General features: G+C 32.1%; 19 protein-coding genes. 3 read left to right on the top strand and 16 right to left on the bottom strand.

All coding sequences use genetic code 11. The annotated features are described in order from the left end of the window. Positions 1-13: 13 nt before the first annotated feature. The 15 genes from WHA43_RS10690 to WHA43_RS10620 all read right to left on the bottom strand — a co-directional run bounded on the left by WHA43_RS10690 (position 14) and on the right by WHA43_RS10620 (position 16,300). Entirely contained in the window at positions 14-1,978 is a 1,965-nt protein-coding gene (locus tag WHA43_RS10690) for a transglutaminase domain-containing protein (RefSeq protein ID WP_105047035.1), read from the bottom strand. Between the two features lie 3 nt (positions 1,979-1,981). Further along, positions 1,982-3,886 (bottom strand): DUF3857 domain-containing protein, encoded by a 1,905-nt coding sequence (locus WHA43_RS10685; RefSeq protein WP_226742891.1) that lies wholly within the window; start codon positions 3,884-3,886, stop codon positions 1,982-1,984. A gap of 205 nt (positions 3,887-4,091) precedes the next feature. Next, positions 4,092-4,730 (bottom strand): YceI family protein, encoded by a 639-nt coding sequence (locus WHA43_RS10680; protein ID WP_105047382.1) that lies wholly within the window; start codon positions 4,728-4,730, stop codon positions 4,092-4,094. Between the two features lie 68 nt (positions 4,731-4,798). Continuing rightward, complete coding sequence (locus tag WHA43_RS10675) at positions 4,799-5,521, bottom strand: tRNA threonylcarbamoyladenosine dehydratase (RefSeq protein WP_105047034.1); 723 nt, start codon at positions 5,519-5,521, stop codon at positions 4,799-4,801. Next, positions 5,518-6,159: a TatD family hydrolase gene (locus tag WHA43_RS10670; RefSeq protein ID WP_170039587.1), complete on the bottom strand. Its 642-nt coding sequence runs from the start codon at positions 6,157-6,159 to the stop codon at positions 5,518-5,520. The genes WHA43_RS10675 and WHA43_RS10670 overlap by 4 nt, the downstream gene beginning before the upstream one ends. A 105-nt stretch (positions 6,160-6,264) precedes the next feature. Further along, positions 6,265-6,717 (bottom strand): D-aminoacyl-tRNA deacylase, encoded by a 453-nt coding sequence (gene dtd, locus WHA43_RS10665; RefSeq protein WP_105047032.1) that lies wholly within the window; start codon positions 6,715-6,717, stop codon positions 6,265-6,267. 129 nt (positions 6,718-6,846) lie between these two features. Continuing rightward, positions 6,847-7,812, bottom strand: a complete 966-nt coding sequence (rsgA, locus tag WHA43_RS10660) for a ribosome small subunit-dependent GTPase A (RefSeq protein WP_105047031.1) — start codon at positions 7,810-7,812, stop codon at positions 6,847-6,849. 112 nt (positions 7,813-7,924) lie between these two features. Continuing rightward, positions 7,925-9,007: a bifunctional 3-deoxy-7-phosphoheptulonate synthase/chorismate mutase type II gene (locus WHA43_RS10655; protein ID WP_105047030.1), complete on the bottom strand. Its 1,083-nt coding sequence runs from the start codon at positions 9,005-9,007 to the stop codon at positions 7,925-7,927. Between the two features lie 20 nt (positions 9,008-9,027). Beyond that, the gene (locus WHA43_RS10650; RefSeq protein ID WP_105047029.1) at positions 9,028-9,879 is read right to left on the bottom strand and encodes a prephenate dehydrogenase; all 852 of its coding nucleotides are present in this window, start codon (positions 9,877-9,879) and stop codon (positions 9,028-9,030) included. Further along, positions 9,876-11,018: a pyridoxal phosphate-dependent aminotransferase gene (locus WHA43_RS10645; protein ID WP_105047028.1), complete on the bottom strand. Its 1,143-nt coding sequence runs from the start codon at positions 11,016-11,018 to the stop codon at positions 9,876-9,878. Before WHA43_RS10645 ends, WHA43_RS10650 begins: the two co-directional genes overlap by 4 nt. Next, entirely contained in the window at positions 11,015-11,881 is an 867-nt protein-coding gene (locus WHA43_RS10640) for a prephenate dehydratase (RefSeq protein ID WP_105047027.1), read from the bottom strand. The genes WHA43_RS10645 and WHA43_RS10640 overlap by 4 nt, the downstream gene beginning before the upstream one ends. A gap of 327 nt (positions 11,882-12,208) precedes the next feature. After that, positions 12,209-13,231, bottom strand: a complete 1,023-nt coding sequence (locus tag WHA43_RS10635; RefSeq protein WP_105047026.1) for a UDP-glucose--hexose-1-phosphate uridylyltransferase — start codon at positions 13,229-13,231, stop codon at positions 12,209-12,211. 20 nt (positions 13,232-13,251) lie between these two features. Further along, the gene (gene galK, locus WHA43_RS10630) at positions 13,252-14,400 is read right to left on the bottom strand and encodes a galactokinase (protein WP_105047025.1); all 1,149 of its coding nucleotides are present in this window, start codon (positions 14,398-14,400) and stop codon (positions 13,252-13,254) included. A 12-nt stretch (positions 14,401-14,412) separates the two neighbouring features. Beyond that, positions 14,413-15,300 (bottom strand): aldose 1-epimerase, encoded by an 888-nt coding sequence (locus WHA43_RS10625; RefSeq protein ID WP_105047024.1) that lies wholly within the window; start codon positions 15,298-15,300, stop codon positions 14,413-14,415. Between the two features lies 1 nt (position 15,301). Next, positions 15,302-16,300: a GntR family transcriptional regulator gene (locus tag WHA43_RS10620; RefSeq protein WP_105047023.1), complete on the bottom strand. Its 999-nt coding sequence runs from the start codon at positions 16,298-16,300 to the stop codon at positions 15,302-15,304. 141 nt (positions 16,301-16,441) lie between these two features. On the opposite strand from WHA43_RS10620, the gene queG reads away from it, so the two are divergent. After that, a complete protein-coding gene (gene queG, locus WHA43_RS10615) occupies positions 16,442-17,362 on the top strand; it encodes a tRNA epoxyqueuosine(34) reductase QueG (protein WP_105047022.1) in 921 nt (306 codons plus the stop codon). Here the strand turns inward: queG and WHA43_RS10610 are convergent. After that, entirely contained in the window at positions 17,359-18,375 is a 1,017-nt protein-coding gene (locus tag WHA43_RS10610; protein ID WP_105047021.1) for a LacI family DNA-binding transcriptional regulator, read from the bottom strand. The genes queG and WHA43_RS10610 overlap by 4 nt on opposite strands. Before the next feature lie 186 nt (positions 18,376-18,561). Between WHA43_RS10610 and WHA43_RS10605 the strand changes: the two genes are divergently transcribed. Together WHA43_RS10605 and WHA43_RS10600 are read left to right on the top strand one after the other, a co-directional pair. Further along, positions 18,562-21,183, top strand: coding sequence for a TonB-dependent receptor (locus tag WHA43_RS10605; RefSeq protein ID WP_105047020.1), 2,622 nt, complete (start codon positions 18,562-18,564; stop codon positions 21,181-21,183). Positions 21,184-21,285: 102 nt separating this feature from the next. Then, complete coding sequence (locus tag WHA43_RS10600) at positions 21,286-22,596, top strand: MFS transporter (RefSeq protein ID WP_226742890.1); 1,311 nt, start codon at positions 21,286-21,288, stop codon at positions 22,594-22,596. Positions 22,597-22,599 lie beyond the last annotated feature (3 nt).

The following is a 22,599-nucleotide window of genomic DNA, read 5'->3' as shown; positions in this document are numbered from 1 at the left end:
TTGGGTTTTTTATTTATTGTTTTACCAATACAACTTTCTCAGCTTCTTTAAGCACTAATTTGCTATAAAAATCTTTCAAAAATTGATAATTATCTGGCAAAATCATCGGTTCATTGAATTCTAAAATAGCTACTGTACTTATCTTATTAGCATTTTGGGTTACTTGATATTTAAAAACACCAATATTATCAGGAAGCGCAATAGCCAATGGCTCAGGAAGTTTTTCAACTGTATAACCTGCAGGAATTTCGATATTTACTCTATGTACATCTCTCCAAGCAGTTGCAAAATCTACAGGATATTTACGCTCTTCTAATTTAAAAGGATTGTTTCTAGCCGTTAAAAATAACAATGGCTCTACATACACTTTATCATTGATTTGCTCCACTAAATCTTCGCTAGAAAACTTTATGGTTCTTGTCAATGCTAAACTTACATCGTCTTTATTTCCAATTTTATACTCTTCAATTTCAATTTTATATGCTTCTTCTAGCTTTGCTTTTAAGTCTTCATCTTTTAAATGATTTTGATTTCTTCGAATTGTTAAGGCATTTAAGTTTTCGTTTTTAGTTCTTAACAAACCTTCGATTGACAAATCATCTGTCATTTTTACCATCATGAAGTTTTCTTCAAGGGCATGTTTAGAAGCGGTTAAATTAACCCAAGCTGATGTTCCGTCTTTTTGTACAATTCTGCCTTGCCAATTTAACGCTCTTACTGGCAATAAATTCGGAGAACTGTAAGGTTCAGTTGCATCTAATAAAACATATGAATTATCTGGAAATTGAACAATTCCAATCACATAATCAAAACCATTTAGCGTTGGAAAAAGCGGAACTCCATTGCCTCTTGAGCTTATCAAAACAGGGTTTGCATTCAGCCCAGCTTCACGCAACATTGCAATTAAAATTAGGTTAATATCTGCTACATTTCCAACGTTTTCTTTGTATGCTTTTCTAACTCCGTTATCAGCATATTTACTGTAAAATCCATTCCATTTCATTTTATTTTTTACGAAATGAAAGATGGCTCCTACCTTTTCTGGATCTGATTTTGCAGTTTCAAGAATTTTACTCAAATCATCACTATAATATCCTGACTTGTTCAATTCAGAACCAAAAGATTCATATTCAAAAATTTGTTTACTTACTTGTTCCCAAGTTCGTGTGTATGACTTGAATTCTCCACCAACACTCATAAAATTGGTTTGGGCAAGTTCAAACATTGCTGCTCCTCTATAATTATCAATATTCGCAACATAAGATTCATTGTTTTTCAATGCAGGAATATTTTCAGCTTCATAGTTATATGTATTGCTAATGTAAGTTGAACTACCCACTAAAAATGTTTTACTTGCTTTTTTTAATGGCACTGTATAATATCCTTTGTTGAGAATATTAAATGCATAAAATTCGGGTATTTCTAATTTAGCTTCCATTTTTTTAACTGGAACTCCTAATTGAAAGCGAACATCATCAATAGACGTTGCGTATGGTGAAGATAAAGTGTATTTGAACTCTATAATACAACCTTCACTAATTTTGGGTAATGTTATTTTAAATACTGCATTGTATTTGTTTTTCTTTTCTTTAAACATGCCGTCTTTAGACAGTTTTTCTTTTTCAACTTTTCCGTTTTCAAGGTAATATGTATAGCCACTTACATTGTAAACTGATTCTGAGTCACCAGAATCAGGACTGTAATAATTGATTGTTTTATTTGCATAATCAAATCCTTCTTTAGTGTAAATTTTTATTCTTTGATGCACCTCAGTTATCAAGTCAAAACCACCTTTGGTTTGATTAAAATCGAAATACGAGCGTCTGTAATTGTATAAATATGCAGCTTCTGCAGTAGAATCAATAGGATGAAATTTTTCTTCTAACTCTTCTTTTGAAACTTTTCCGAATTTATAATCTTGAGAAAATGTGATTGTTTGGATTAACACAACCAGTAAAAAGGCGATTTTTTTAATCATGATTTATTTTTTTATTATGGCGATTCGTAGGTTTTCTAATTTGGCTATACTTCTTCTAAAATTGCGGTATTCTTCATAATCTTCTTTTGGATATACTCCGTCTTTTATGAAAAGTTCTCTCGAATATGAAAATGAAGTTTCATCAATTTGTTGAAATTTTAATTTATACTCACCAAATTTTGTGATTATTTCTGTTGCTGCTGGCAAACTTTCAAATTTGTAATTTGTTGGAATTGTAAAAATATATTCGTCAGTATCTTTGTAGCCTCTTTCAATCTTGAGAGGTAATTTTCTGTCTTTATATTTGTTAGGAACAAAACTGTTTCTATTAAAAACATTTACCCTAAATAAATAATCAGATTCATTTATGGTTGCAAAATTCTGAATAGAAACCTCAACGTCTTCTGTAAATTGAATGGCGTTTTTATCATTATCAAGAACAGCTTTGTTGATTTCAAGATTATTAATATAACTCCAAATGCCTGTTTTATAGCCTTTTATAAGTTCATCTTGCGTTAACCTTTCTAAACCAACACTACTATCGTATTGAATACCTGTAGAAACTTTTTTGATAGTTGCTGTCAAATTTCCACTTTCTAATAATTGAATAGTAGCTTTGGTGGCTTGTAAATTTTGCTCGTTTTTATAAGAAGCTGTGCGCTTGATAAAACCTCCTTCAGGAGTTACAACTAAGACGTCTCTATCATCTGTAAAATCTCCCAAAAATCCAAAAGGCATAGTTTGACTCGTGCATTCTAACCAAATATCTTTGCCGTTATTGGGTATGTTTAAAATAACATGATTTCCTTGTAATGAAGAGAAATCTTTATCAATATCTATTTTATCATCTGCGTAAACTACAGTATAATAAGACGTTACACCTACAGCATCCAACAAAGCTTTGGTATAATTTGTTAAGCCTTTACAATCTCCGTAACCAACATTATCTACTAAATTAGCGGCAATGGGCTCCCAACCTCCAATACCAACTTGAACACTGATATACCTAGTTTTTTGTTGCATGTATTGATATACCAATTTTGCTTTTTCAATAGGATCAGTAACACCTTCAACCATTTTATTTACAATTGCAATGGTTTCAGGACTCAATTCATCTCTACCTTTCAATAACTTTTCATGCATCCATAATCCAAAATCTTTCCAATTTGGATTATTTCCTAAGGTACCTTTTAATGAAAAAGATTCTAAAGCAAAAATAGTTCTTGGAACAAATTCTCGGAAATCAATTGACACATTTTCAGGCTCAAAAGCAGGTTGATTTTGTATTGAATAAGTAATATTATTTTCTAATTCATCAATTTTGATATCGAAATTGGTAAAGTTTAAATTTTTCTTTCTCCAAGGAATGTTGGGTGAATTTACAATAGTGTATTTACTACTTTCCACAGCCACAAAATATCGACTTACAGGAACCCAACTTGGAATAAAACCTGTAGAAGATGTTTTGTATTCTGATTCAAAAACCAAGGTATATGGATAAGTAGTGGGCGTATAATCTAAGTATTTTACACGATCGTCTGAATACAAAGTTCCACCATCAACAGCACTTACATCTAAAAATTTTCCTTTTGAATATTTTTGGATTTCCTTGCCAAAAGCGTCATAAATTACTGCAGAAAGTTTTGTGATTTTTGTATCATTATCATAATGCTCATACATCTCAGCACTAGTATTTCCTGATTTGTTTAAAACTGTTACCGTTCTTTTTTGAGTAACAATCATCTCATCAACTGCTAAAATATTGATATTGATTTGCTCATTTCTAATAACGGCATTGGCATTTTCTTTTAATTCTTTAGGAATAGAAAGTGCAGAAAGTGAGAGATCTTGAGCTTTACAAAAAATACTAAAGAGAAAAATAATTAGGATGAGGGTTGACTTTATCAAAGCAATTTTTTAAAAAACCAAACATATAAAATTAAAAAACCCAAAACAAACTGTTTTGGGTTTTTTTTAAAAAAAAGTATTTTAATTTTTTATGATTTATTTGTTCAAATGCGAACCATCACAATATCCTTCTGAATTTGATGTATTTCCACATCCGCATTTTGGTCTATCTGCTTTCATTTTCTGATGCTTTTATGATTACTGATTATGCTTTTGTTTTTACAACAAACGACATTTCGATAATATCATCAATAAACTTGTCTTTCAAATTGTCAAAAAATGATTTTGAACCATATTTTACATTGAAATCAGCTCTATTTATTTTGAAAACTTCACTTGTAAATACTGTTACACCATTTTCAGTTGATAAAACTGCAGGAATTGTGATGGTTTTAGTAACATCTTTAATTTGTAATTTACCTGTCACATCAATTTTTGCACCATTATTTTTTGTGCTTGTAATGGTAAAAGTAGATGTTGGATATTTTGCTACATCAAAGAAATCTTCTCCTTTTAAATGTCCTTCTAAGTTTGCAGCACCATCTGTACCTGCTAAATCTAAGTTTTTAATAGTATTTAAATCAACCACAAAAACTCCTGATTTAATCTTTCCTTTTACAACTTCTAAATTTCCGCTTTTTAAAGCCACAGTTCCATTGTGAGAACCTGTTGGTTTTGATCCTTTCCATGTCAATACCGATGTTAAGATATCAACATTGTTTTCTACATAATTGTTCACTTCCATTTTTGTCTCTTCGTTTAAAGCCATTGTTTCTTTTTTTTCTGATTTGCATGCAGTAAATACTGATGCTACTATTGCTACTAATACTATTGATTTTTTCATTTTGATTGTTTTTAAATTGATGTTATTTATTTTCCATGGCAAATATATAAATTTATTTTCCATGGAAATTATTTTTTATCATTTTTTAACAAATAATTAATAACATAAGCAGCTGCATGCAACCCAAAAGCTGCTGGCATAAAACTGATAGTACCGTAAAATGACTTTTTATATTGTGCATTTTCTACCAATCGTAAACTTGATTCTTGTTGCATTTCTTCAGAAAAAACAACTTTAATTCCTTTTTGAATTCCTTCTTTTTTTAATCTTCTTCTAATCACTCTTGCCATTGAGCAATTGTTTGTTTTACTGATTTCTGCTACCTTAACTTTTGATACATCCATTTTACCTCCTGCACCCATTGAACTAATTACTTTTACTTTTTTTCGTTTTGCAGCTATCAATAAATTAAGTTTTGGCGAAATGCTATCTATACAGTCCATCACAAAATCAAATTTTTCTGTAACTATTACAAAGGCTTTTTCGGGAGTTAAAAAATCTTGAATGGTTTCAATGTGCATTGTTGGATTGATGTCTAACAATCGTTCTTTTAAAACTAGTGCTTTTGATTTTCCAACGGTTGATTGTAAGGCAGTCAATTGCCTGTTAATGTTTGTTATATCAAAAACATCACCATCAACTAAAGTTACATTTTGTACTCCTGCTCTGGCAATAAATTCGGCAGCAAAAGAGCCAACTCCACCCAAACCAACAATTAAAATATGGGCGTTTTTAAGTGTTTCAATACCTTCTTTTTGTATCAATAATTCTGTGCGTTCTAACCAACTCATGATGTAAAAATATATTTGAAATTTATGTGAATTTGTTCTTTTAGTTTCTCTAATGGAACTTTTTTAATGTTTGAAATTTTCTGATAAATTTCTTGAATTGAAACCTCTGAATTGTCGGTTTCAATAAAAATTTTATCGATTGAAATTGCTGAAATTGCTTCTTGAACTTTTGTACTTTCTAAAACAGCTGCTCCAAATGAAAGTAAAAATCCATTTTCTATCAAAGTAAAAGCCAATTGTTTATCTTTTTGAAAACCATGAATAATCCAAGGTTGTGAAGGTTTTTGTACTTTTTTGATTTCAATAATTTCTTGAAAAGCACGCACACAATGAATGATGATGGGTTTTTGATACTTTTCAGAAAGATGAATTTGTTTGATGAAAATTGCTTTTTGAAAATCGAAATTGGTTTCAATCGCTTTATCCAAGCCACATTCACCAAGTGCAAAACATTTGGAATGTTGCAATTTTTCCTCCAACAAACTTAGTTCTATTTCAGCAGTCTCTTTTTTCAAAAACCAAGGGTGCAATCCTATTGAAAAAGGTCTTGAAAAATCATCCGAAGTTGGATACCTATTTTGAATCGTAAAAACCTGATTTGAGCTTAACGTTGAATGTGTATGAATATCGAAATACAATAAATATGAGTTTTTAGTGCTTAGTTTTCGGTGTTTAGAAATGATAGTTTTTAAGATTCACTTTTGAAAATTCTTAATTCCCAATTCTTAATTATTAATTAAAATTTACTCTTTATTTTTAGAATCCATGATAATAGTTACAGGACCATCATTCAATAATTTCACTTTCATATCTGCACCAAATTCTCCTGTTTGTATCTTTTTTTCGAGTTCATTTTCCAATGAAACTATAAAATTCTCATACAATGGAATGGCAATTTCGGGTTTTGCAGCTTTGATATAACTTGGTCTGTTTCCTTTTTTGGTGGATGCATGCAAGGTAAATTGACTTACCAAAATCAAATCGCCTTTAACATCTTTTAGTGAAAGATTCATTACCTCATTTTCATCATTAAAAATGCGCAAATTGACGATTTTTTTTACTAACCAATTGATGTCTTCTAGAGAATCTTCATCAATAATACCCAACAAAACTAGCAATCCATGTTGAATGTCAGCTACTTTTTGTTGAGCAATTGTAACGCTAGCTTTTGATACTCTTTGAATAACAACTTTCATAGTTTCATATTTTTTTTAATTTAAGAAACCTTTTATTAATGATTATGATGTTAACTTTTACATAATTAAAATCGGAATTTTACAATTCGATTTTCCCCTTTGGGGAAATGTCTGAAAGACAAAGGGGACTTAATCCTCTTCTTCTTCATCCCAATTATCCGTTCTGTAATGCTCACCATCTTCTTCGCCATTAAAAATTTGCAAATAACTTTTGTAACGAGACCAAGAAATTTTATCTTCTTCCAAAGCTTCTTTTACGGCACAATTGGGCTCTTTTAAATGCAAACAATTATTGAATTTACAGTGTTGTTTCAGCTCAAAAAACTCAGGAAAATAATCATTTAATTCGTATTTATCAATATCAACAATGCCAAAACCTTTGATTCCTGGCGTATCTATTATTCGAGCATCAAAACTCAAATCGAACATTTCTGCAAAAGTTGTAGTATGTTGTCCTTGTTTATGTTGCTCAGAAATTTGTTTTGTTTTCAGGTTTAATGTTGGTTCAATCGCATTTACCAAAGTTGATTTTCCAACACCAGAATGCCCAACAAACATGGATGTTTTTTGAAGCATCATGTCTTTTAAAACATCGATGTTTTTACCTTGAGTTGCAGAAACTTCTATACATTGATACCCAATGGCTTCATAAATATCTTTCAGATATAAAACCTCAGCTTTTTGTTCAATTTCGTATGCATCCATCTTATTAAAAACCAATACTGTATCAATTCTGTAAGCTCTTGTGGTTACTAAAAATCGATCAATAAAAGTGGTAAAAGTGGGTGGATTATCAATGGTAATTAATAAAAAAACGACATCAATATTGGCTGCAATAATTTGGGTTTGTTTAGAGAGATTTACTGATTTTCGAGCGATAAAATTTTGACGATCGTGAATGTTTTTGATGATGCCAATTTCTTCATCTCCAATTTTTTCCAAAAAAAAGGAAACCTTGTCACCAACCGCAATTGGATTGGTACTTTTGATACCTTTAATTCTGAATTTTCCCTGAATTCTACATTTATGAAAAGTATTATTTTCGGATTTTACCCAATACCAACTTCCAGTAGATTTATATACAATTCCTGTCATAAAACAAAGATGAGAATAAAAATGATTTTATAAAAATTGCATATAAATAAAACACCCCACTTTCCAATGATTTGGAATTGTGAGGTGTTTTTATAAATAGCTTTATAAAATTTTATCCGTTGATAATTTTTTCTTGATGATTGATAGATTCTTGGTGAATTGCTTTAAACATTCTCAAGATAAACTCTTCACTTAAACCTCTTTGTTCACCTTCTAAAACCATATTTCCTAAAATTTCATTCCAACGTTTTGATTGTAAAACTGCCACGTTTTTCTCTTTTTTCAACAATCCAATTTGATCTGCAACTTTCATACGTTTTCCTAAAATTTCAATCAATTGATCATCAATAACATTGATTTGTGCACGTAAATTTTCTAATGAATCTCTGAATTTTGAATCGTTTTCTGTTTCTTTTCTGATTTTTAAATCTTCCATGATTTGTTTCAATCTGGTTGGTGTAACTTGTTGCGCAGCATCACTCCAAGCATTGTCTGGATCAATATGCGTTTCAATCATTAAACCATCAAAATTCAAATCTAAGGCAGTTTGAGACACATCAAAAATCATATTTCTATTTCCTGTAATGTGTGATGGATCGCAAATCAAAGGCAAATCTGGAAATTTATTTTGAAATTCAATCGCCAATTGCCATTCAGGAATATTACGATATTTTGATTTTTCGTAGGTAGAAAATCCTCTGTGAATGGCTCCTAAATTTTTAATTCCTGCTGTGTACAAACGCTCAATTCCTCCTAACCACAAAGCCAAATCAGGATTTACAGGATTTTTAACCAACACAATTTTGTCTGTTCCTTGCAATGCATCAGCAATTTCTTGCATGATGAAAGGTGAAACTGTAGAACGTGCACCAATCCAAAGTAAATCAACATCATTGTCCATTGCCAACTTTACATGAGCTGCATTTGCCACTTCTGTACAAGTTTTCATGCCAGTTTCTTCTTTTACTTTTTTCAACCAACGCAAACCAATTTCTCCAACACCTTCAAACATTCCTGGTCTTGTTCTTGGTTTCCAAATGCCTGCTCTATAATAATTTACATCAGAATCTTTTAGTTCGTGTGCAATTTTTAGCACTTGCTCTTCAGTTTCTGCGCTACAAGGCCCTGCTATTACTAGTGGATGTGTTAAATTCATTTCATCCAACCATGTTCTTAATGCTGCTGTATTTTTCATTTTTTTGGTGTTTTTGGCGTTTATTTGATGCCGTTTAATATTTGTTTTATGTAATTGGTATTTTCCATTTCGTTGTAAATTTCATCGAAATTTTCTTGCTGCATCAATTCTTTAAAATGCTGCAAATTATGGATATATTCTTCTAATGTTTCAATAACATTTTCCTTATTTTGTTTAAAAATGGGTGTCCACATTGCTGGTGAACTTTTTGCCAAACGTACTGTTGATGCAAATCCTGAACCTGCCATATCAAAAATATCGCGTTCATTCTTTTCTTTTTCCAAGACAGTTTTTCCTAACATGAATGAACTAATGTGCGAAAGATGAGATACATACGCAATGTGTTTGTCGTGCGCAACAGGATCCATATAGCGAATTCGCATGCCTATTGCTGTGAACAATTGCAATGCTTTTTCTTGCAATTTGAACGTTGTTTTTTCTACTTCGCAAATGATGTTGGTTTTACCTACATACAAATTTGGAATGGCTGCTGATGGTCCTGAATTTTCTGTTCCTGCAATGGGATGACAGGCCAAAAAATTTCGTCTTTTGGGATGATTTTCAACCACTTTGCAAATCGCTTCTTTGGTTGAACCTGCATCAATCACTAAAGTATGATCGGCAATATTGTCTAAAATAGTAGGTAATAATTTTACAGTTGCATCTACAGGTATAGAAATAATCACCAAATCAGCATTTTGCAAATCGGCAATTGTGGCTTTTTTATCAATTAAATTCAAAGACAAAGCTTCATCTAAAGTAGTCTCTTTTCTGCTGATTCCATACATAATAGTATCTGAAAAGTGTTTTTTGATGTCAATCGCAAAACTACCTCCTATCAAACCAACTCCTATTAAATATATGTTTTTCATATTCTTGCAATCGCTTCTTTTATAACTTCGGATGAAACACATAATGAAAATCGGATAAATCCTTCTCCCTGAGATCCAAAAACCGTTCCTGGAGTGATAAAAATATCTTTGTCATACAAGATATCATCTGTAACTTCTTCTGATTTTTTTCCTTCTGGAATTTTCGCCCACACAAATAATCCTGTGGAATCTTTTTGACAGGTACACTCTAATTTATCAGCCAATTCCCAAATCAATTTTCGACGTTCTTCATACACTTTATTTTGTGATTCAAACCAATCATTACCTAGTTCTAATGCTTTAATGGCTCCTTTTTGAATGCCATAAAACATGCCTGAATCCATATTGCTTTTTACTTTCAAAACTTCGTTGATATAGCTTGCTTTTCCTAAAACCATTCCAACTCTCCAGCCAGCCATATTGAAAGTTTTGCTAAGAGAATTCAATTCTAAAGCTACCTCTTTTGCACCATCAACTCGTAAAATACTAACCGGATTTTTACTCAAAACAAAACTGTAAGGATTGTCATTGATGATGAGAATTTGATGTTTTTTTCCAAAAGCAACCAACTTTTCTAAGGTTTCAAAAGTGGCATTGGTTCCTGTTGGCATGTGTGGATAATTTACCCACATGATTTTGATATTAGATAAATCCAATTTTTCTAGTTCATCAAAATTGGGTTGCCAATCATTTTGTTCATCCAAATTGTAAAAAACAGGAGTTGCTCCTACCAAATTTGTAACAGAAGTGTACGTTGGATACCCAGGATTTGGAATCAAAACGCCATCACCTTCGTTTAAAAAAGCCATGGAAATGTGCATAATTCCCTCTTTGCTTCCCATCAAAGGCAAGATTTCATTTTCTGGATTTAAATCAACTTGATACTTATTTTTATAAAAATCTGCCATTGCTTTTCGCAACTCTGGCAAACCTTGATATGATTGATATTTATGTGCTCCTGCATCAAACAAACTATTTTGAATTGCTTCTAAAACAGCAGTTGGAGGTTGCAAATCCGGACTTCCAATTCCCATATTGATGATAGGTTTTCCTGCCATTTGCAAATTGCGTACTTCCCTCAATTTTTGTGAGAAATAGTATTCTTGAACAGTATCTAATCTTTTGGCTGCTGCAATCATATAGTTTCTTGTTTTTCTTGAAATGGATTCAAGTTCGGTTGTGGTCTTCCGTTTTTATACACTCCCAATACTTTAAAATTTTCAGCCATAATCGCAATTAAGGAGATGGCTTTTTGATAATCTTTGTAATCTTCAAAAGTAACATCAACAAAAAAAGAATATTTCCACGGAGTTTCAATAACTGGTAAAGACTGAATTTTAGTCAAGTTCATTTTGCAATCGCTCATAGCGTTTAAAATCGCAGCCAAACTTCCTCTTTTATGACTCAATTGAAATTTGATAGACGCTTTATTATGTGATTCATCAACTGGCAATTCATTGGTTTGCACAATCACAAAACGTGTTGCATTGTCTTTAATCGTTTGAATATCATCTGCTAAAACATCCAAACCAAAGATTTCAGCAGCAATTTTTGGTGCAATTGCAGCAATGCCTTTGAGTTGTTTTTGTGCAATTCGTTTGGCAACTTCTGCTGTATCAACATCTTCAATCATCCTGATATTTGGATATTTTTTAAAAAACTCCTTACATTGTAATAATGCCATTGGATGTGACCAAACTTCTTGAATATCATCTATTTGTTGTCCTTTCAAGGCCATCAAATGATGGTGAATATTCAAATATTCTTCACCAACAATATGCAAATTGTTTTTATCAATCAATGCGTAATTCGGAATGATAGAACCTGCAATTGTATTTTCTAAAGCCATGATGCCAATATGAGCAGTTTTATCTAACAAGCTATCCACCAAAATATCAAAAGACATGCATTCCTTTAAAGGAATATCTTCTCCATAAAAGTCCTGTGCAACTTTGTGATGATTGGAACCTTTTGCTCCTTGTATGGCTATAATTTTGTTCATATAAATTCTAAAAAAAAAGCCTCGAAAACTTCGAGACTTTATATTTTATGTATTTTTAGTTTTAACAACACACAAAGTCTCTGCTTTTATTGTAAAAATAAAAGTAAAAGTAGAAACCTGTCCAAGTGTTATGTAACATCTCTTTTCGTTTTTTTGCGCAACAAATCTAACTATTAAATTCAAAATTGCAAATAATAAGCAAAAACTTTCAAAACTTTTATCAAATAGTTACTTTTCATTTATTTGAATACTTAAAAATCAAGAAATGAATTGTTTTATTGCAAATAATTAAATTTTCATTGAAAAAAATATTGCTCAATTTTGTTATTAAATCAAATCTCGCAATCTTTTTGCAGCAATTTCGGCTGTAATATCTCTTTGTGGCGAGCCAAACATCTCATAACCAACCATAAATTTCTTTACAGTAGCACTTCGTAACAAAGGTGGGTAAAAACTCATGTGCCAATGCCAATGTTCATTTTCCTCTCCATTTGTTGGTGCTTGATGAATTCCACTTGAATATGGAAAAGACGTATTGAACAATTTGTCATAAGTACTTGTAATGACAGCTATGGCTTCTGCAAAATTGGTTGCTCCAGAATCTGATAATTGGGTGATATTTTTTTGTGCTTTTTTAGGCGCAATCATTGCTTCAAAAGGCCAAACTGCCCAAAAAGGAATCAATACCACAAATTCATCATTTTCAAAAATGATACGTTCTTTCGCTTCCAATTCTTGCTTCAAATAGGTTTCCAATAAACTTTTTTGATGCGATGCAAAATAAATTCGTTGTTGTATATCTTTCTTTTCAACTTCGTTTGGTAAGGTAGATTGACTCCAAATTTGTCCATGAGGATGAGGATTGCTGCAGCCCATTACAGCGCCTTTGTTTTCAAAAATTTGTACATAATTAATCATTTCGTGAGCTCCTAATTCCACATATTCTTTTTGCCAAGCGTGCACAACTTTTTTGATTTCAGCAACCGACATTTCAGCCAAACTTTTGGAATGATCAGGACTAAAACAAATCACTTTACAAATCCCAGTTTCGCTTTGTGCTTTGAACAATCCATCATTGACTTCAAAAGTGGGAGAATCACTTTGCAAGGCAGCAAAATCATTATCAAAAACAAATACATCTTGATAATCAGGATTTTGTTCGCCATTTGCACGTGTATTTGTTGCGCATAAATAACAACTTGGGTCGTATACAGGTCTTTTTTCCTTAGATATTTCTTCGTTTTGACCTTGCCAAGGTCTTTTGGCTCTGTGAGGCGAAACCAACACCCATTCTCCTGTAAGAATGTTAAGTCTTTTATGAGAGTAATCTTGTAAATGTGTATTTTCCATAATTTTGATGTGATTGATTTTTATTTTACAATATGAGTCCCGTCTGAAAGTGTCACAAAATAGACAGAACATTCTTTGTTAAATTTATTTTTATATGCTTTTGAAGCTATTTCTGCAAAGTTTGTAGCTTCCGATTTTGCCACCAAATTGATGGTACAACCTCCAAAACCTCCACCCATCATTCTTGCTCCCAATACTTTTTTATTCTTTTTTGCTTGTGCAACTAAAAAATCCAACTCCTCACAACTTACTTTGTATTGATGTTGCAATCCGCTGTGAGATGCATAAATCAAAGCCCCTAAAGTTTCCAAATCATTTTTTTCAATGGCTCTTGCAGCTTTTTGAGTACGTTCTATTTCTTGAATCACATACAGTGCTTTTTGGTAATTTTCGGGCGTAATTTTATCCATTACTTTTTCTAAATCTTCTTCTGTTGCTTCACGTAAAGTGTCCACTTTTAATAAGGCTGCTACACTTTCGCAAGCAGAGCGTCTGTCATTATAAGCACTATCAGACAAGCTATGTTTTACGTTGGTGTTGATCAACATCAATTGATGGTCTTTAAAATCAATTTCATAAGGTTTAGATTCAACAGTCCTACAATCTAACAACAAAGCGTTGTTTTGAATACCAAACATACTAGCATATTGATCCATAATACCGCATTTTACACCTACGTAATTGTGTTCTGCTTTTTGGGATATCAGAATCATTTCTTTTTTGGTTAAGCCTAAATCAAACAATTCATTCAAACCAAAAACAACACTGTTTTCTAAAGCTGCTGAAGATGACATGCCTGCTCCTGCTGGAATATTTCCTTTAAAAACGATGTTGAAATCGCCAATTACTTTATTTCTATTCTGAATTTCAGCAACGACTCCAAATACATAATTTTCCCAACTTCCTTCTTTGGATGGTTTTAATTTATCCAACTCAAATTCGATTGTACTGTCTAAATCCAACGCAATTGCAGTAGAATTTCCTGAATTACTTTTTTGAATGGCAGCTGCAATGCCTTTATCAACTGCTGCAGGAAAAACAAATCCGCCATTATAATCAGTATGCTCTCCAATAATATTGATTCTTCCTGGTGAAAAAATTGCAATCGGTTCTGATTTAAAAATCGATTTGAATTTTAAAGTTACTTCATTGATTAATTCCTTACTCATGATGATTATTTTTTAAATGATTGATAAATTCCAAGTGATTTCGTAGGTTTCTGATGGTGCTAAAACCTGTAATCCTATTTGATTGTTAAAACTATTAGAAATCCCAGTCATAGGCTCAATAGCAATCAATGTTTTGTGAGGTGGTGTGTACATTTGTAGATAATTCTGAGCAACATCCGAAGTGATTTTTAGCTGATATTCTGGTGTAATAAATTCAATAGTATCATCATTCATCACAAAACAATCATCTAATTGTTTGTTTTTGATGGTAAAATCTCCTTCGTTTTTAAACGGAATCAATTCTTTCGTAATCAATTTTTCATCAAAAGCCACTTGTTGATGACTATTGAATTTCACAACAGCATCTTGCAAATGATTCGTATAAAAATACGGATGCCAACCAACTGTAAACGGAAATGAAACCTCATCTAAATTGGTTGCTTTGATATGAATTGACAAGCCTTTTTCGGAAAGTGTATAAGTCAATTGTAACTCGTATGTAAAAGGAAATCCTTTTGGTGGATTGTTTTCTTTGTAAGACATTGTTACTGCAGCATTTTCATCAGTAATTTCTTGATTTACAATTGAAAAAGTTTTGTTATAAACCAATCCATGCAAAGCATTAATACCTGCTTGATTGCAATCTAATTGATAATTTTTGCCATCAAATTGATACTTGCCATTTTCAATTCTGCTTACAAAAGGAAATAAAATAGAAGCTGCATACGAATCAGCATATGAAAAATCGTGTACTTCTTTTATGATGGTTTTACCTTCAAAAATTAAGGATGCTATTCTTGCTCCTTCTTGCAAAGAAATGATGACTTTGCTTGTTTTTGAGGCATTTTCTAGAATCAAATGCTCATTATTCTCTACTTTTTGCGAATGAATTGTGTACACGTTAAACTGATTTTCGGATAATTAATTTACTTGGATTTTCTATTTTTTCTTGAGAATTTTCTAAAATCATACTTGCTAATTTTGCGCCCATAAAGCTAAAATCAGTAGAAATAGTAGTGATTCCATCTGCAACTACTTCCTTTAAAAGAGTGTCATTATAAGAAATAATGCCTACATCTTTGGCGATTTCAAGTGATGCTTCTTTGATTTTTTTGATGATTCGAATCAAGTTTTTATCATCCAAAATCACATAGACTTCTCCAATTCTTGGCATGCATTCTTTGAGGCTTGGCAACACAATATAAGACAACTCAAATGCATTGCAAAAAGCCGTAAAACCCTTTAAAATTCCAACTGGCTGACTGTTTTCATCAAACATCAAGACCAATTTCTTATATTTTTTAATGAGAGATAAACCTTCTTGCAAACCTTCATACACATTCTTTTCAAAATTTTGATAAATGGCAGGATATTGCGACAATTGCTCATTGGTTTGATCTAAAATATACACCTTATCAGCTGGCAAACTGCTGATGGCTTTGTGTGTATCATTTAGATTTGCTGGCATTATTACATAATACGTATAATTACCTACATTATTCAAAATCAGATTATTGAACGTATGAATATTAAAATGATGAAAATAAATTTCAACTTGAATATTACTGCTTAATTGCTCTAAAAATGCATTGTACAAATCCTCTTTAAACGAATTTAATTCATCAAACAATACAAAAACTTTTTGCTGAATAAAAACATTTTCGGAAGCCACATAATAGCCTTTTCCTACTACAGAATTGATAATTCCTCTATTTTTCAATTCATTGAAGGCTGTCAAAACTGTATCTCTAGACACGTTGAATCTGTCCTTAATTACATTCAATGAAGGCAATTGATCGTCTTTTTTCAAAGAACCATCTGCAATGGATGATTCTATAGAAGCTACCAATTGTTTGTATTTCGGAATTTTTGATTCGCTATGAAAAGATTGTAAATTCATAAGGCAAATATAAAAATAAATTTGAAATAACCAACTAGTACCCACCAGTTTGTTTTTGATGAAATTTAACTATCCTGTTAAGGATTCATTATTTAACAAAGTCATTGTTTCATTTACAAAGCATTCCTATCTTTACCATCAATGAAAGCAAAATATTCCCAATTTATCAAACAAGAAGCCAAACGTTTGGGTTTTTTAGCTTGCGGAATTGCCAAAGCCGAATTTTTAGAAGCTGAAGCACCTCGTTTGGAAAACTGGTTGCAAAAAGGTTTTCAGGGTGAAATGAAATATATGGAAAATCATTTTGACAAGCGTTTAGACCCACGTTTGTTAGTAGATGATGCAAAATCTGTCATTTCACTTTCCTATAATTACTATCCTGAAAAACAGCAAACTAACGATTCTTATAAAATTGCCAAATATGCATATGGTGAAGATTATCATTTTGTCATCAAAGAAAAATTACGAGAATTGTTAGCAAGCATTCAGCAAGAAATTGGCGAAGTTTCAGGTCGTTGTTTTGTAGATTCAGCCCCAATTTTAGAGCGTGCTTGGGCAGAAAAAGCAGGTTTGGGTTGGAACGGAAAACACAGTTTACTGATTCAAAAACAGCAAGGTTCGTTCTTTTTTTTAGCAGAATTGATTGTTGATTTGGAGTTGGAATACGATCAACCAACCAACACCAATCATTGTGGTTCTTGTACAAAATGTATTGATGCTTGCCCAACTGAGGCTATTTTGCCCAACAATACTATAGATGGCAGTAAATGCATTTCGTACTTTACTATTGAATTGAAAGATAACATTCCAACTGATTTTAAAAATAAAATGGATGATTGGATGTTTGGCTGTGACATTTGCCAAGATGTATGTCCTTGGAATCGATTTTCAACACCACATCAAGAGCCTTTATTTCATCCAAAAGAAGAAATTTTGCAATTCACCAAAAGAGATTGGGAAGAAATTACCGAAGAAACTTTTCAAAAAGTATTTCAAAAATCGGCTGTCAAAAGAACAAAATTTTCAGGTTTGCAGCGAAATATTCAGTTTTTAAAAGATTAATTCTTAGTAGATTCTCTGAGTACTAAATCGGTTTCTAAAATTTCGTCTCTATAAACAATGCTCTTTTTTTCTTTTTTATCTTTTATTTCTTTGTATAAAATTTTAAATGCTTTTTTTCCCATATCAAATCCAGGTTGATTGATGGTTGTAAGTGATGGTGAAATTACTGATGCCATGAACCAATTGCTAAACCCAACTATATTTATTTGCTCAGGAATTTTGATGCCTTGCTTATTGAATTCGGTTATGGCACCAATTGCTACCAAATCAGTGTTGATAAAAATTCCGTCAACATCTTTATGGTCTTGCAACAATTGATTTGCATAAAATTTTCCTTCCTCAAAACTCATGTCATTTAACAAATACACTAAAGAGGAATCATATGAAATATTGTTATCCAACAACGCTTGTTTGTAACCTAAAAAACGGTCAATAGAATTTTGAGGCAATAAAGGCCCTCTAAAATGTGCGATTCTTTTGCAACCGATATCAATCAAATGTTGAGTTGCTTTGTATGCAGCTTTTCGATCATCAATAATTACTTTTGAGCATTTTACCACTTTTGCAATTTTATCAAACATTACCAAAGGCGTATCATTTTCTATAATTTCTGAAAGATGTTTGTAATCTGCAGTGCCATTAGCTAATGAAATTAAGATACCATCCACTCTTTTATTTAAAAGCAATTCTATTTGTTGTTTTTCCAATTCATACGATTCGTTTGATTGCAGCGTAATGACCAAATATCCCTTTTTTTCTGCCTGAGAAATAATACCTTTGATAACGCTCGAAAAAAAATGATGCACAATTTCAGGGATGATTAATCCAATAGTTTTTGATTCTTTTGTTCTTAAATTTACAGCAAATGAATTGGGTTTATAATGCAACATAGAAGCTGTTTCTCTGACTAGTTTTCGAGTTTTTTTACTCACATCAGGATAATCTTTCAATGCTTTTGAAACTGTCGTAATAGAAATATTTAGTTTTTCTGCTATTTGCTTGAGAGTTACCATACTTACCTATAAAATTGAAAATGAATGTGTCCTAAATTATCTGACAAATATAGAAAATTATCTAAATCGAAAACGTTTTCGGCAAATCGAAAACGTTTTCGATTTGACTATTTGTAAAATTAATTATGTTAAAATTTACTTTTACTCAAAATAACACTCAAATAATTATCTAATTTACAATTTAACATGAAAAAACATTTACAAGTAAGGTTTACTGTTTTGATGCTACTACTGCTATCATCAACAGTATTTTTTGCACAATCTACCATCACAGGGATTGTGAAAGACAATAACAATCAGGCAATCCCTGGTGTTAATATTATTTTAAAAGGCACAACTTTGGGAACAACTTCCGATTTTGACGGAAATTACAGCATCCAAAATGTGCCAAATGGCGAGTACACATTGATTGCCTCTTACGTTGGTTATGATAATTTTAAAAAACAAATCAACGTTAACGCAAAAAATATTACAGTTGATATCATCATTAAAGAAAACGCAGAATCTTTGGATGAAATTGTAATTACAGGAGTTGCAAATCCGAAATCAAAAATTGCATCAAGTATTTCTATCACTACAATCAAACCCAGTGTTATTGCGCAATCTGCACCAAGAACTACTGCCGAAATTTTTAGAACTATTCCTGGTATTCGTTCAGAATCATCAGGTGGTGAAGGAAACTCGAACATTGCAGTAAGAGGTGTGCCAGTTTCATCTGGTGGATCAAAATATGTTCAGTTACAAGAAGATGGTTTGCCCGTTTTATTATTTGGTGATATGTCTTTTGCAACTGCCGATATTTTTACAAGATTCGATAATAGTATTGGTCGTATTGAGGCTATTAGAGGTGGTTCTGCTTCTACACTTTCATCAAATTCTCCTGGTGCAATTATCAATTTAATCAGCAAAACTGGAAAACAAGAAGGTGGAACTTTAGGTACTACTTTTGGATTGGATTATGATTCTTTTAGAACTGATTTTGATTATGGAGCTCCTATTGCTGAAGGTTTGTATTTTCATGTTGGTGGTTTTTATAGAGTGGGTGAAGGCATCAGACAAACTGGTTTTACAGCTGACAATGGAGGACAATTTAAATTCAATTTAACCAAAGAATTTAAAAATGGTTATGTAAGATTGTACACGAAATTTTTAAATGACAGAGCAGTTGCGTATTTGCCAATGCCAATTTCAGTTTCTGGCACCAATAGCAATCCCTCTTGGAATAGTTTGCAAAACTTTAGCGCAACAAGAGGTACCTCTCACACACCATTTTTAACTCAAAATGTGGGTCTTGGAGCTAATGGAGCTTTGCGTAGATCAGATGTTTCTGACGGAATGAATCCTATCTCAAAATCGATTGGAATGGAAGCTTCTTTTGATTTGGCTGAAGGATGGAAAATCAATAATAATGGTCGTTTTTCTTTAAATAGCGGAAACTTTGTTTCTCCATTCCCTGCACAAGTTGCAACTGCATCAACCATTGCAAATTCATTTGGAGCGGGTTCTACTTTGCAATTTGCAAATAACGGAGCTGCAGTTTCTGCAAATAGTTTGGTATCAAGAATTCACATGTTTGATGTGGAGTTGAACAACTTCAATAATTTTATGAATGACTTTAAATTGACCAAATCTTTTGATAAAGTTGATCTTACTTTAGGATATTTTAAATCTACACAAAACATTTCTATGTCTTGGTTATGGAATTCTTATTTGCAAGAAGTTAGTGATAGCAATGCACGATTAATCAACGTGTTTGATGCTGCTAACAATCCATTAAGTGAAAACGGATTGTATGCTTATGGCACACCATTTTGGGGGAATTTACATAGAAATTACGACACCAAATACAATGTTTCTGCACCTTATGCAAATGTTTCTATTGAGGCATCAGACAAATTTAATATTGATGCTAGTATTCGTTTTGATAACGGAAAAGTGGATGGTTCGTTTACAGGAGGTTCATCTAGAGAGTTTGATGTAAACAATGATGGCGTAATTTCTGTTCCTGAGCAAAATGTTTTTGCAGTTGACAACGCAAATGTAACTGCTGTAAATTACAATTATAACTATGTTTCTTATTCTTTGGGTTTGAACTATAAATTACAAGACAATCAAGCTATTTTTGGACGTTTGAGTAGAGGTGCTGCTGCAAAAGGAGATCGTATTTTATTCTCAGGATTGGAATACACAAATAGCGACAGAATCAACGCACTCGATTTTATCACACAAGCTGAATTAGGTTACAAAAGAGGTTTCGAAAAAGGAACTTTATATGCTACCTTGTTTTTTGCAAATACCAAAGAAGAAGGTGGTTTTGAAGCAACATCAAACAGTATCATAGAAAATGATTACAAATCTATGGGTGTTGAATTGGAAGGAACATATAAATTTTCTGAAAGATTTGATGTTAGAGGTGGTATAACATACACAAATGCATCAATAGAATCAGGAGCTAACAATGGAAACAAACCAAGAAGACAGCCTGATTTTATCTATAGTTTTATCCCAACTTATGCCTTTGGAAAAACAAATCAAAACACCTTTGGATTGAGTGTAATTGGACAAAGCAAAGCTTTTGCTCAAGACAATAATGAATTGATTATGCCTGGTTTTGCCATCGTAAATAGTTTTGTAAACGTTGGGATTACTAAAAATTTAAACGCAAATCTTTCAATAAACAACTTGTTTGATAGTATTGGAATAACAGAATCTGAAGAAGGAAGCATTGTTGAAAATCAAGTAAACATCATCAGAGCAAGAGCATTGCCTGGACGTTCTATGTCATTAGGTTTAACATACAGTTTTTAAGTAACAAAAAGTCAGTTTTTAAATGTAGTTTTGAATGAAAGTAAGAGTCAGTGAAACTTTTTCACTGACTCACTTTTAAAAAAAACAAAAACTTACAAAACCATGGATACAAAACCAAGACTTTCTTTCTGGCAAATTTTCAACATGAATGTGGGATTCTTGGGAATTCAATTCAGTTTTGGTTTACAGCAAACAGCCATCAATCCTATCTTTTCTTTTTTAGGAGCACATCCTGAAGATTTACCACTATTGAATCTTGCAGGTCCAGTAACAGGATTAATTATTCAACCAATTATTGGTGCCATTTCCGACAAAACTTGGTCACCACGTTTTGGCAGAAGAAAACCGTTCTTTTTGATTGGCGCACTTTTAGGTAGTTTATGCTTATTTGCCTTTCCTTACAGCCCAACTTTATGGTTTGCAGTAGGATTATTATGGATTTTGGATGTTGGAAACAACATGGCAATGGAACCTTATCGTGCATTTGTGGGCGATAAATTACCCAATAACCAATTGAGTTTTGGATATCAAATGCAAAGCTTGTTTGTAGGTGCAGGAATTGTATTGGCAAATGCCTCTATTTTCATTTTTCAAGATTGGTTTTCAACGCCAAATACTATTGATGATTCTCTGAATACCATTCCAACTTGGTTGTATTATTCCTTTTTTTTAGGTGCAATTTTGTCGATTGCAACCATTGCTTGGTCTGTTTTAAAAACTCCAGAAATTCCACCATCAACTGAAGAATTGGAAGAAATCAACCATCATAAATCATTGCCACTTTTTGATCGCATAAAAAAACCTTTTCAAGAAATTACAAAAGCCATCAAAGACATGCCAAAATTTATGTGGAAATTGGCAAGTGTGTATCTTTTTCAATGGTATGCATTGTTTATTTATTGGCAATTTATTTCGCCAATGTTTCAAGAAAGTTTAGGTTTTGACAAATCAGAAGCTTTAAGTCAAGCTGCAAAAATGAATACTACTTATAACATTTCAACCATTTTATTTGCATTGGCTTTGGTTCCTTTAGCACTCAAATGGGGAGGAAAAAAAGTGTACATCATTAGTTTGTTTTTAACAGCTTTTGCTATACTTTCTATTCCTTTTATCAAAGATCCAATCTTAGTTTTAGTGACCATGATTTTATTCGGAATTGGCTGGGCAGCAATGATGGGAATTCCATATTCTATGGTTTCGAAAATTGTTCCTCAAAAAAGAAGAGGCGTTTATATGGGAATTTTAAACATGATGATTGTTATTCCTATGGGAATTCAAACTATAACTTTTGGACCAATTGTAAAAAATATATTAAACAATAGCGCTGTAAATGCCATTTTATTAGGGGGCGTATTTTTCGTAATTGCAGGTCTTTTAGCCTTGCGTTTGAAAGAACCTGTTGCCGAAAATTAAAAA

This window comes from Polaribacter gangjinensis (assembly GCF_038024125.1).
GTDB lineage: Bacteria > Bacteroidota > Bacteroidia > Flavobacteriales > Flavobacteriaceae > Polaribacter > Polaribacter gangjinensis.
Note: the sequence above shows the minus strand (reverse complement) of the source record. Positions and strands in the feature narration are given on the sequence as shown.